The sequence below is a fragment of the Streptomyces sp. SID14436 genome (genome assembly GCF_010548465.1).
GTDB lineage: Bacteria > Actinomycetota > Actinomycetes > Streptomycetales > Streptomycetaceae > Streptomyces.
The window spans coordinates 1-11988 of sequence record NZ_JAAGMD010000446.1; the positions used below are offsets into that span (position 1 = coordinate 1).

Sequence of the window (11988 nt, forward strand, 5' to 3'; positions counted from 1 at the left end):
CACCGCCGCGACCCCGCCCAGCGCGACGGGCAGGTGCCGCACCGCCGCGTAGTGCCGGTAGCGGAAGTCGGGCCCGTACACGTCGAGGGCCTTGGCCGACCGGCGGACGATCTGCGCGTCGATGGTGGGCAGCGGCAGCGCCCACGCGTCCACCTCGGGGGCGTAGCGCGGTCCGCCCGCGGGGGCGGACACCCGGCGGTCCACCAGCCGCGGTTCGTGGCGCCGCCGGTCCCGGGCCGCCGCCCGCAGCTGCCGGTGCCGGGGCATCTGGTTGAGGGCCGAGGCGAAGGTGCCGCCGGAGAAGGCCGCGTCGGCCCGTACGTAGCCGTCCACGGTCAGCGGCACCCCGCGGGGCAGGCGGCGCACGGTGTAGTAGGCCCCCAGGTCGTGCGGCACGGAGTCGAAGCCGCACGCGTGCACGAGCCGCGCCCCGGTCTCCCTCGCGCGGGTGTCGTACCGCACGTACATGAGGTCCACGAACTCCGGCTCACCGGTCAGGTCGAGGTAGTCCGTGCCCAGGTCCGCGCAGGCGGCGACGAGTTCCTCGCCGTGGTGCACGTAGGGGCCGACCGTGGTCGCCACCACGCGGGACTGCTCGGCGAGGGCGCGCAGGGTCGCCGGTTCCGACACGTCCGCCCGCAGCACGCCGATCCCGGCGGCGCCCGGCAGCCCGTCGCGCAGGCGTTCCAGTTTCTCCGTGCTGCGGCCGGCGACGGCCCAGCGCAGCCCTTCGGGGGCGTGGGCGGCGAGGTACTCCGCGGTGAGTCGCCCGACGAAGCCGGTGGCTCCGAAGAGCACGATGTCGTACGGACGGTCGGTCCTGTCCAGCCTGCTCATGACACCCCTTGGTCGTGCAGCCGCGCCGCTGTCGGTGGCCGAGGCTAGCGTGTGAGACGCGGAGGCCGACGACGAGCCCGGAGGAAGCCGATGGCCGTGCCCAGGAACGCCCTGAAGAAGTGGGAAAAAGTGCGCGCGTACGCCCTCGGCCTGCCGGAGGCCGCCGAGGAACACCCCTGGGGGGAGAGCGTCGCCAAGGTCAACGGCAAGGTGTTCGTCTTCCTCGGCATGAACGACGGCAGCCACCCCTTCGGGGTGACGGTGAAGCTGACGGACGAGACGGCGCACGCCCACGCCCTGACCTGCCCCGGCGCCGAGCCCGCCGGGTACGGCCTGGGCCGGTCCGGCTGGGTCCGGGTGCCGTTGGAGCCGAAGGGAGCCCCGTCCGCGGAGGTGCTCTGCGACTGGGTGGAGGAGAGCTACCGCACGGTCGCGCCGAAGCGCCTGGCGGCGCGGCTGGACGACGCCTGAGCGGGACGCGGGCACACACCCCGGCGTAGAGTGTCTAAGCGCTTGCTCGCCCACCCTTGTGCGGGGTGGAACGTGTTCTTAACATCACGGGTGTTACATCGGTCGTGTCACGGACTGCTGGGGGCTCGATGACGGAGGCGACGACGCCGGGGCACGGCCCGCTCGGCGGCGTGCGCGTGGTCGAGCTGGCCGGCATCGGGCCCGGACCCTTCGCCGCCATGCTCCTCGCCGACCTGGGCGCCGACGTGGTCCGCGTGGACCGCCCCGGCGGCCCCGCGCTCGGCATCGACCCGGCGCACGACATCACCAACCGCAACAAGCGCTCCGTGATCGTCGACCTGAAGGCCCCGGACGGACCCGGCCGCGTCCTCGACCTGGCCGCCCGCGCCGACGTCCTCATCGAGGGCTACCGCCCCGGAGTCGCCGAGCGCCTCGGCGTCGGACCCGCCGACTGCCACGCCCGCAACCCGCGCCTGGTCTACGGCCGGATGACCGGCTGGGGCCAGCACGGCCCCCTCGCCGACCGCGCGGGCCACGACATCGCCTACATCGCCCTCACCGGCACCCTCGGCATGATCGGCGACCCCGACCGCCCCCCGCCCGCCCCGGCCAACCTGCTCGGCGACTACGCGGGCGGCTCCCTCTACCTGGCCCTCGGCGTCCTCGCCGCCCTGCACCACGCGCGGGCCACCGGCACCGGCCAGGTCGTCGACGCCGCCATCGTCGACGGCACCGCCCACCTGTCCTCGATGATCCACGGCATGCTGGCCGCCGGCGCCTGGCAGGACCGGCGCGGCGCCAACCTCCTCGACGGCGGCTGCCCGTACTACGGCACCTACGAGACGGCCGACGGCCGGTACATGGCCGTGGGCGCGCTGGAACCGCAGTTCTACGCCGAGTTCCTGCGCCTGCTCGGCCTGGCGGAGCAGCCCGGGGCCCGCACCGACGTCAGCCGCTGGCCGGCGCTCAGGACACAGGTCGCCGACCGCTTCCGGGCCCGCACCCGCGAGGAGTGGACGGCCGTCTTCGAGGGCTCGGACGCCTGCGTCGCCCCCGTCCTCTCGCTCGCCGAGGCACCGGACCACCCGCACCTGGCCGCCCGCGGCACCTTCACCGACCACGGCGGCCGCACCCAGCCCGCACCCGCACCGCGGTTCTCCGCCACCCCGACCACCGTCCGCACCGGGCCCGCCCGGCCGGGCGCCGACACCGACGGCGTGGCCCGCGACTGGGACGTGCCCCGACTGCCGACCCCGCCCTCGAACCCTCAGTGAAAGGCCTCCTCGTGAGCACCGAAGCGTACGTCTACGACGCGATCCGCACCCCGCGCGGGCGCGGCAAGGCAAGCGGCGCCCTGCACGGCACCAAGCCCATCGACCTGGTCGTCGGGCTCATCCACGAGATCCGCGACCGTTTCCCCGGTCTCGACCCGGCCGCGATCGACGACATCGTCCTCGGCGTGGTCGGCCCGGTCGGCGACCAGGGCTCCGACATCGCCCGGATCGCCGCCATCGCCGCCGGCCTGCCCGACACGGTCGCCGGCGTGCAGGAGAACCGCTTCTGCGCCTCCGGCCTGGAGGCCGTCAACCTGGCCGCCGCCAAGGTGCGGTCCGGCTGGGAGGACCTGGTCCTCGCGGGCGGCGTCGAATCGATGTCCCGGGTGCCCATGGCCTCCGACGGCGGCGCCTGGTTCAACGACCCGATGACCAACCTCGCCGTCAACTTCGTCCCCCAGGGCATCGGCGCCGACCTGATCGCCACCATCGAGGGCTTCTCCCGGCGCGACGTCGACGAGTACGCGGCCCTCTCCCAGGAGCGCGCGGCCGCCGCCTGGAAGGACAACCGCTTCGCGCGGTCCGTCGTCCCCGTGAAGGACCGCACCGGCCTCGTCGTCCTCGACCACGACGAACACCTGCGCCCCGGCACCACCGCCGACTCCCTCGCCAAGCTGAAGCCGTCCTTCGCGGACATCGGCGAACTCGGCGGCTTCGACGCGGTGGCGCTGCAGAAGTACCACTGGGTGGAGCGGATCGACCACGTCCACCACGCGGGCAACTCCTCCGGCATCGTCGACGGCGCCGCCCTCGTCGCCATCGGCTCCAAGGAGGCCGGGGAGCGGGCCGGGCTCACCCCGCGCGCGCGGATCGTCTCCGCCGCTGTGTCCGGCTCCGAGCCCACCATCATGCTCACCGGGCCCGCGCCCGCCACCCGCAAGGCGCTCGCCAAGGCCGGGCTGACCATCGACGACATCGACCTCGTCGAGATCAACGAGGCGTTCGCCGCGGTCGTGCTGCGCTTCGTCAAGGACATGGGCCTGTCCCTGGACAAGGTCAACGTCAACGGCGGCGCCATCGCACTGGGTCACCCGCTCGGCGCCACCGGCGCGATGATCCTCGGCACCCTCATCGACGAACTGGAGCGCCAGGACAAGCGCTACGGCCTGGCCACCCTGTGCGTCGGCGGCGGCATGGGCATCGCCACCGTCGTCGAACGCCTCTGAGCCCAGCGACCGCACGCGACTTCCTACGCAGACCCGGAGACCCCCTCATGACCCAGAGCACCACCATCCGCTGGGAACAGGACCGCAGCGGTGTCGTCACCCTCGTCCTCGACGACCCCGGCCAGTCCGCGAACACCATGAACCAGGCGTTCCGCGACTCCCTCGCCGTGATCACCGACCGGCTGGAGGCCGAGAAGGACTCCATCCGCGGCATCATCGTCACCTCCGCCAAGAAGACCTTCTTCGCCGGCGGCGACCTGCGCGACCTGATCCGGGTCACCCCCGAGACGGCACAGGACATGTTCGACGGCTCCATGGCCGTCAAGCGCCTGCTCCGCCGCATCGAGACCCTCGGCAAGCCCGTCGTGGCGGCGATCAACGGAGCGGCCCTCGGCGGCGGTTACGAACTCGCCCTGGCCTGCCACCACCGCATCGCCCTCGACGCCCCCGGCTCCAAGATCGGCTGCCCCGAGGTCACCCTCGGCCTGCTCCCCGGAGGCGGCGGCATCGTCCGCACCGTGCGCCTGCTCGGCATCGCCGACGCCCTGCTCAAGGTCCTGCTCCAGGGCACCCAGTACAGCCCCCGGCGCGCCCTGGAGAACGGCCTGGTCGACGACGTCGCCGAGACCCCCGAGGAACTCCTCGCCAAGGCCCGGGCCTTCATCGACGCCCACCCCGAGTCCGCCCAGCCCTGGGACCGGCCCGGCCACCGCATCCCCGGCGGCACCCCATCGAACCCGAAGTTCGCCGCCAACCTGCCCGCGTTCCCCGCCACCCTGCGCAAGCAGACCAACGGCGCCCCCTACCCGGCCCCGCGCAACATCCTCGCCGCGGCCGTCGAGAGCGCCCAGGTCGACTTCGAGACCGCCCAGGTCATCGAGACCCGCTACTTCGTCGAACTGGCCGCCGGGCAGATCTCGAAGAACATGATCCAGGCGTTCTTCTTCGACCTCCAGGCCGTCAACTCCGGCGCGAACCGCCCCCGCGGCGTCGAGCCCCGCCAGGTGCGGCGGGTCGCCGTCCTCGGCGCCGGCATGATGGGCGCCGGCATCGCCTACTCCTGCGCCCGCGCGGGCATCGACGTGGTCCTCAAGGACGTGTCCCCGGAGGCGGCCGCCCAGGGCAAGGGCTACTCGGAGCGGCTGTGCGAGAAGGCCGTCGCCAAGGGCCGCACCACCCGGGAGAAGGCCGACGCGCTGCTCGCCCGCATCACCCCCACTGCCGAGGCGGCCGACCTGGCCGGCTGCGACGCGGTCATCGAGGCGGTCTTCGAGGACACCGGGCTCAAGCACAAGGTGTTCCAGGAGATCCAGGACGTCGTCGCCCCCGACGCCCTGCTCTGCTCCAACACCTCCACGCTGCCCATCACCGCCCTCGCCGAAGGCGTCGAGCGCCAGGACGACTTCATCGGCCTGCACTTCTTCTCGCCGGTCGACAAGATGCCGCTGGTCGAGATCATCAAGGGCGAGCGCACCGGTGAGGAGGCGCTGGCCCGCGCCTTCGACCTGGTCCGCCAGATCCGCAAGACGCCGATCGTCGTCAACGACTCCCGCGGCTTCTTCACCTCCCGCGTCATCGGCCACTTCATCAACGAGGGCGTCGCCATGGTCGGCGAGGGAGTCGAACCCGCCTCCGTCGAGCAGGCCGCAGCGCAGGCCGGCTACCCGGCCAAGGTGCTGTCCCTGGTGGACGAGCTGACCCTCACCCTGCCGCGCCGGATCCGGCAGGAGTACCGGCGGGCCGTCGAGGACGCGGGCGGCACCTGGACCCCGCACCCCGCCGAGGCCGTCATCGACCGCATGGTCGACGAGTTCGGCCGCACCGGGCGCAGCGGCGGCGCCGGCTTCTACGAGTACGGGGAGGACGGCCGGCGCGGAGCCCTGTGGCCGGGCCTGCGCGAGCACTTCACCCGCCCCGGGCACGAGATCCCGTTCCGCGACATGCAGGAACGCATGCTCTTCGCCGAGGCGCTGGACACCGTGCGGCTGCTGGAGGAGGGCGTGCTGACCTCCGTCGCGGACGCCAACATCGGTTCCGTCCTGGGCATCGGCTTCCCGGGCTGGACCGGCGGCGTGCTGCAGTACATCAACGGCTACGAGGGGGGCCTGCCCGGCTTCGTGGCCCGTGCCCGTGAATTCGCCGACCGCTACGGGGAGCGCTTCACGCCGCCCGCGCTGCTGGTGGAGAAGGCCGAGCGGGGCGAGGTGTTCACCGACGCCCGCTGAGCCACCGGTCACGGCCCCGCACCGGCACGCGCCGGCGCGGGGCCGTGACCGGCCGGCGGGCGTCGGTCGCCGCCCGCCCGGGGGTCACTGCTCGTCGAGCCACTCCCGCAGTTCCTCGCGCAGGGACCGCTGGAAGGAGGTGAGCAGGGCCTGCACCACGAGCGGATGCATGTGGGCGGACAGGGACCGCACGTCCCGCGCGTCTTGCTCCGCCACCGCGTCGCGCAACAGCTCGGACAGGGCGCGGGCGGCGGCACGGGAATGCTCCACCAGCACGGCGCGGGCCGCCCGGACCGTCTCCTGCGCCAGCGGCACGTCCAGCAGCTCGACGCCCAGCCGGAGCAGCCCGGTGTCCACCCGGAAGGCGTCGCCGTCCGGTTCGGCCACCCCGACCGCCGCGAGCCGGCGCAGGTCCTCCTCGGACAGCTCGCGCCCCGCCCGGCGTTCGAGTTCCGCGCGGGGGACCGTCTCCACGGTGTCCGGCGCCCAGGAGGCCACCACCGCCCGCTGCAGGGCCAGCTCCCGCACGGTCAGGTCCGCGGGCAGCCGGCTCAGATACCGCTCGATGGCCGCCAGGGTCATGCCCTGCCGCTGCAACTCCTCGATGAGCGCCAGCCGGGCCAGGTGCTCCCCGCCGTACCGGCCGACCCGCCGGGGCCCGAGCGCGGGCGGCGGCAGCAGGCCCCGGGTGCCGTAGAAGCGGACCGTGCGCACGGTGACGCCCGCCCGCGCCGCCAGTTCGCCGACCGTCAGGGCCGGTTCCTCCCCGTCCTGGCCCGGGGCCGCTCCGGTACGCCTGGGGGACCCCTCGGTGTCGGTCGTCATGGGCAGCAGTATCGCCGCCCCACGCGTTCCCGGGCACCTCACCCGCACCACGGCCGGTGACGACCGTGCCCGGAGTGAGACCGAAGCGTGCTGTGGAAGAGGTGAATATCGCGTCTGGCGTGGTAGGGGCATGGCGGGAAGGGCATACGCTGCTGCATCGGCTCGATGAAAGGTGCCGCCTGTGACGCAGGACCAAGACAAGGACAAGGAGACGGCGGGTCCGCTGCCGGGTTCGGAAACGGGACTGCCGGGCCGGGGGCGACCGCAGACCGACCGGGTCGTCTTCGGGGTCACGGCGGCGCTCACCCTCGCGTTCGTCCTCTGGGGAGCCGTCTGGACCGACTCGCTCGAGGACGTCTCCGCCAGCGCGCTCAGCGGGCTGATCCACAACGGCGGGTGGGCCTTCATGCTCGCCGCCTCCGGTTTCGTGGTGTTCGCCCTGTGGCTCGCCGCCAGCCGGTACGGCAGGATCCACCTCGGCGCGGAGGGCGAGGAGCCCGAGTTCCGCACCGTCTCCTGGGTCGCCATGATGTTCAGCGCCGGCATGGGCATCGGCCTGATGTTCTACGGCGTCAGCGAACCGCTGGCGCACTACGTGGACGCCCCGCCGGGCACCGACCCGGCCGACTCCGGGGAGCGCATGGAGGTCGCCATGGCGACCACGCTGTTCCACTGGACGCTCCACCCCTGGGCCATCTACGCCGTGGTCGGTCTCGCCATCGCCTACAGCACCTTCCGCCGGCGCCGCCGGCAGACCATCAGCGCCGTGTTCACGCCGCTGATCGGGGAGAAGGCGTCGAACGGCATCGGCGGCCGGGTCATCGACATGCTCGCCATCATCGCCACGATCTTCGGCTCGGCGGCCTCCCTGGGCCTCGGCGCGCTGCAGATCGGGTCGGGCGTGCAGGAGCTGGGCTGGCTGGAGAAGGTCAGCACCGGGCTGCTGGTCAGCATCATCGCCGTGCTGACGCTCGCGTTCGTCGCCTCCGCCGTCTCCGGCGTGGAGAAGGGCATCCAGTGGCTGTCCAACACCAACATGGTGCTGGCCCTGATCCTCGCCCTGTTCGTGTTCGCGGCCGGACCCACGATCGTCGTGCTCGACCTGATCCCGACGTCCGTCTTCTCCTACCTGGGCGAGCTGCCGCAGCTGGCCGGCCGCACCGAGGCGAGCGGCGGCGAGGGCGTGGCGGGCTGGCTGGGCAGCTGGACCGTCTTCTACTGGGCGTGGTGGATCTCCTGGACGCCCTTCGTCGGCATGTTCATCGCCCGCATCAGCCGGGGCCGCACGATCCGGCAGTTCGTCGGCGGCGTGATCCTGGTGCCGAGCACGGTCAGCCTGGTCTGGTTCGCCGTCTTCGGCGGTTCGGCGATGAAGCTCCAGGAGCAGGGCCGCCTCGGCGAGGAGGCCACGCCCGAGGGTCAGCTGTTCGCCGTCCTCAACGAGTTCCCGATCGCCACGGCCGCCAGCCTGCTGGTGATGATCCTCGTCGGCATCTTCTTCGTGTCGGGCGCGGACGCCGCCTCGGTGGTCATGGGCACCCTCTCGCAGAAGGGCTCCCTCGAACCGAGCCGTCTGGTCGTCGTGTTCTGGGGTGTGGTCACCGGCGCGGTCGCCGCGATCATGCTGCTGGTGGGCAGCGGCCAGGGCGACGCGCTGACCGGCCTGCAGAACCTCACGATCCTCGCGGCGGCACCGTTCGTCATCGTGATGATCTTCATGTGCGTGGCGCTCATGCGGGACCTGCGGCGCGACCCGCTCATCGTGCGCGGCGAGATGGGCTCCGAGGCGGTCGACCTGGCCGTCATCGAGGGCCACCGGAAGTACGACGGTGAGTTCGAACTGCGCATCGGGCCCGGTCGCGGCACCGATGTGGAGGGGGACCCGATCGGCAAGCACTGACCCCCGCACACACCGCTGACTTCAGGGGACGGCACGGGTGCCGTCCCCTGAAGCATGTCCGGCGGGGTCAGCGGCCGCCCTTCTTCGGGTCGACCAGACCGGCGCGGCGCAGGGCGTCGGCCATCGCGCTGTTCGCGGGCGGTGCCGCCTGACGGCCGCCACCGCCACCGCCGCCGCGGCGGCCCTGGCGCTGCTGCGGCGGGCGCCCGCCGCGCTGCCGGCGCTCACCGCCGCCCGGCTGCCCCTGCTGTCCCTGCGGTGCCGCCTCGTCGTCGAGGCGCAGCGTCAGCGAGATCCGCTTGCGCGGGATGTCCACGTCGAGGACCTTCACCTTGACGATGTCGCCCGGCTTGACCACGTCCCGCGGGTCCTTGACGAACGTCTTCGACATCGCGGAGACGTGCACCAGGCCGTCCTGGTGGACCCCGACGTCGACGAAGGCGCCGAAGGCGGCCACATTGGTCACCACGCCCTCCAGCACCATCCCGGAGGACAGGTCGGAGATCTTCTCCACGCCCTCCTTGAACGCCGCCGTCCGGAACGCCGGACGCGGGTCGCGCCCCGGCTTCTCCAGCTCCTTCAGGATGTCGCCGACGGTCGGCAGACCGAACGTCTCGTCCACGAAGTCCTCGGCGCGCAGCGAGCGCAGCACCCCCGTGTTGCCCACCAGGGAAGTGACCTCCTGGCCGGTGGCCCGCACCATGCGCCGCACCACCGGGTAGGCCTCCGGGTGCACGCTGGAGGCGTCCAGCGGGTCGTCGCCGCCGCGGATCCGCAGGAAGCCCGCGCACTGCTCGTAGGCCTTGGGGCCCAGCCGCGGCACCTTCTTCAGCTCACCGCGCGAACGGAACGGGCCGTTGCCGTCCCGGTGGGCGACGATGTTCTCGGCGAGCCCGGACGTGATGCCGGAGACCCGGGCGAGCAGCGGGGCCGACGCCGTGTTGACGTCCACCCCCACGCCGTTCACGCAGTCCTCGACGACCGCGTCCAGCGAACGCGACAGCTTCACCTCGGACAGGTCGTGCTGGTACTGGCCGACGCCGATCGACTTCGGGTCGATCTTCACCAGCTCGGCCAGCGGGTCCTGGAGCCGCCGCGCGATCGACACCGCGCCGCGCAACGACACGTCCATGTCCGGCAGTTCCTGCGACGCGAAGGCGGAGGCGGAGTACACCGACGCCCCGGCCTCCGACACCATCACCTTCGTCAGCTTCAACTCGGGGTGCTTGGTGATGAGTTCGCCGGCCAGCTTGTCCGTCTCGCGGGAGGCGGTGCCGTTGCCGATCGCGATCAGCTCGACCGCGTGCTCCTTCGCCAGCCGCGCCAGCCTGGCGATCGCCTCGTCCCACCGGTTCGCCGGGACGTGCGGGTGGATCACGTCCGTGGCGACGACCTTGCCGGTCGCGTCGACCACGGCGACCTTCACCCCGGTGCGGAAACCCGGGTCCAGGCCGAGCGTGGCCCGCGTGCCCGCCGGGGCGGCCAGCAGCAGGTCGCGCAGGTTGGCGGCGAAGACCCGCACCGCCTCGTCCTCGGCGGCCGTGCGCAGCCGGAGCCGGATGTCGATGCCGAGGTGCACCAGGATGCGGGTGCGCCAGGCCCAGCGGACCGTGTCCAGCAGCCACTTGTCGCCCGGGCGCCCCCGGTCGGCGATGCCGAACCGGTGCGCCACGACGCCCTCGTAGGAGGACGGGCCGTCCGTGGGCTCCTCGGGCTCCAGGACGAGGTCGAGGACCTCCTCCTTCTCACCGCGCAGCATCGCCAGGATCCGGTGCGAGGGCAGGTCGGTGAACGGCTCGGCGAAGTCGAAGTAGTCGGCGAACTTGGCGCCCGCCTCCTCCTTGCCCTCCCGCACCCGGGCGGCCAGCCGCCCGCGCACCCACATGCGTTCGCGCAGTTCGCCGATCAGGTCGGCGTCCTCCGAGAACCGCTCGGTGAGGATCGCCCGCGCCCCGTCCAGGGCGGCCTGCGGGTCCGCGACGCCCTTGCCGGCGTCGACGAACGCGGCGGCCGCGGCGAGCGGTTCGACGCCCGGGTCGCCGAGCAGCCCCTCCGCCAGCGGCTCCAGGCCGGCCTCCCGGGCGATCTGGGCCTTGGTGCGCCGCTTCGGCTTGTACGGCAGATAGACGTCCTCCAGGCGCGCCTTCGTCTCGGCGCCCCGGATGCGGGCCTCCAGCTCCTCGGTCAGCTTGCCCTGCTCGCGCACCGACTCCAGGATCGCCGTGCGCCGGTCCTCCAGCTCCCTCAGATAGCGCAACCGCTCCTCGACGGCGCGCAGCTGCGCGTCGTCGAGCATCTCGGTGGCCTCCTTGCGGTAGCGGGCGATGAAGGGCACCGTCGAACCGCCGTCGAGCAGCTCCACCGCTGCTCTGACCTGCCGCTCCCGTACGCCGAGCTCCTCGGCGATCCTGCCTTCGATGGACCCTGTGGGGGGTGTCGTCACGATCCCGTACCGCCTTATCCGTTCCGGCTTGCGCGGCAATTCTGACAGGCCGCACGGACAGTCGGGGGAGCAGGGAGCCCCGAGTCCCCGGGCGGCGCGGAGCGGCGTGTCCGCCCCGCGCCCGGGGACCCCGGCTCAGGCGCGCCGCGTGCTGCCCGACGCGCCGCCGAAGAGGCGGGCGAGAGCGCGGAACGGCAGCGTCACGACGGTGGCGATGGCGCCGCCGATCTGGCGCAGTACGTCTGCGATGGCTCGGAACACAGGATTCCCCTTTCGTGCTCCCGACGGGCGTGCCGGGAGACCTGCGAGTACCCTCAGCCCTTGCCGACCATGCCTGCCGGGAACGCGCCCGCCGCCAGGGCCCGGCCGGTCAGTCCCGAGGCCAGTTCGGTGAGGCGTTCGACGCCCTCGGCGCCCAGGTGCTCGTAGGGCGCCCGGTCCAGCCGGTCGGTCTCCGCCTCCAGCTCGCGGCGCAGCGCCACCCCCGCGTCGGTCAGCTCCCCCTCGCCGTCCAGCAGACCCCGCGCCCGCAGCCGCCCGGCCGCCGCGTCCCAGTCGTCGCGCTGCCAGCCGCGGGTGCCGAGCGCCCACTGCGGCGCCATGCCCTTGCCGGTCGCGGTGTGGCTGACCAGGGCCTCCATCGGGTCCAGCTCCGCCGCGAGGAGAGCGGCGAGGTGGCCGTCGCCGCGGTGCTCGCGCAGCAGGGTCGCCGCGTGCCAGAGCGCCAGGTGCGGTTCCTCGGGCACCGGCAGCTGGGCGTGCGCCGCGTACAGCGGCCGCGCGACGG

General features: G+C 73.0%; 9 protein-coding genes and 1 pseudogene. 5 read left to right on the top strand and 5 right to left on the bottom strand.

Features of this window, described 5'->3' with window-relative positions; all coding sequences use genetic code 11:
• Positions 1 to 837: saccharopine dehydrogenase NADP-binding domain-containing protein (locus G3I53_RS15335; RefSeq protein WP_164438448.1), on the bottom strand; the 837-nt coding region annotated here is incomplete at its 3' end.
• 90 nt (positions 838 to 927) lie between these two features.
• Between G3I53_RS15335 and G3I53_RS15340 the strand changes: the two genes are divergently transcribed.
• The 4 genes from G3I53_RS15340 to G3I53_RS15355 all read left to right on the top strand — a co-directional run bounded on the left by G3I53_RS15340 (position 928) and on the right by G3I53_RS15355 (position 6033).
• Positions 928 to 1308, top strand: a complete 381-nt coding sequence (locus G3I53_RS15340; RefSeq protein ID WP_164337792.1) for an MmcQ/YjbR family DNA-binding protein — start codon at positions 928 to 930, stop codon at positions 1306 to 1308.
• 128 nt (positions 1309 to 1436) lie between these two features.
• A complete protein-coding gene (locus G3I53_RS15345) occupies positions 1437 to 2582 on the top strand; it encodes a CaiB/BaiF CoA-transferase family protein (protein WP_164337793.1) in 1146 nt (381 codons plus the stop codon).
• Between the two features lie 11 nt (positions 2583 to 2593).
• Positions 2594 to 3808 carry an acetyl-CoA C-acetyltransferase gene (locus tag G3I53_RS15350; protein WP_164337794.1) on the top strand — a complete coding sequence of 405 codons (1215 nt, stop codon included), beginning with the start codon at positions 2594 to 2596 and terminating at the stop codon, positions 3806 to 3808.
• A gap of 47 nt (positions 3809 to 3855) precedes the next feature.
• Positions 3856 to 6033, top strand: a complete 2178-nt coding sequence (locus G3I53_RS15355) for a 3-hydroxyacyl-CoA dehydrogenase NAD-binding domain-containing protein (RefSeq protein WP_164337795.1) — start codon at positions 3856 to 3858, stop codon at positions 6031 to 6033.
• An 84-nt stretch (positions 6034 to 6117) separates the two neighbouring features.
• Here the strand turns inward: G3I53_RS15355 and G3I53_RS15360 are convergent, their stop codons facing one another.
• The gene (locus G3I53_RS15360) at positions 6118 to 6858 is read right to left on the bottom strand and encodes a MerR family transcriptional regulator (RefSeq protein WP_164337796.1); all 741 of its coding nucleotides are present in this window, start codon (positions 6856 to 6858) and stop codon (positions 6118 to 6120) included.
• A 181-nt stretch (positions 6859 to 7039) separates the two neighbouring features.
• Here G3I53_RS15360 and G3I53_RS15365 point away from each other — a divergent pair, with 181 nt between their 5' ends.
• Complete coding sequence (locus tag G3I53_RS15365; protein WP_164337797.1) at positions 7040 to 8758, top strand: BCCT family transporter; 1719 nt, start codon at positions 7040 to 7042, stop codon at positions 8756 to 8758.
• A 67-nt stretch (positions 8759 to 8825) separates the two neighbouring features.
• Here G3I53_RS15365 and G3I53_RS15370 read toward each other — a convergent pair whose 3' ends face one another.
• The 3 genes and pseudogenes from G3I53_RS15370 to G3I53_RS15375 form a co-directional block, all read right to left on the bottom strand.
• Positions 8826 to 11201, bottom strand: a complete 2376-nt coding sequence (locus G3I53_RS15370) for a Tex family protein (protein ID WP_164438449.1) — start codon at positions 11199 to 11201, stop codon at positions 8826 to 8828.
• A 135-nt stretch (positions 11202 to 11336) separates the two neighbouring features.
• Complete coding sequence (locus tag G3I53_RS34400; protein WP_343239655.1) at positions 11337 to 11462, bottom strand: LPFR motif small protein; 126 nt, start codon at positions 11460 to 11462, stop codon at positions 11337 to 11339.
• Between the two features lie 53 nt (positions 11463 to 11515).
• A pseudogene (locus G3I53_RS15375) lies at positions 11516 to 11988 on the bottom strand (hypothetical protein); the annotation flags it as partial.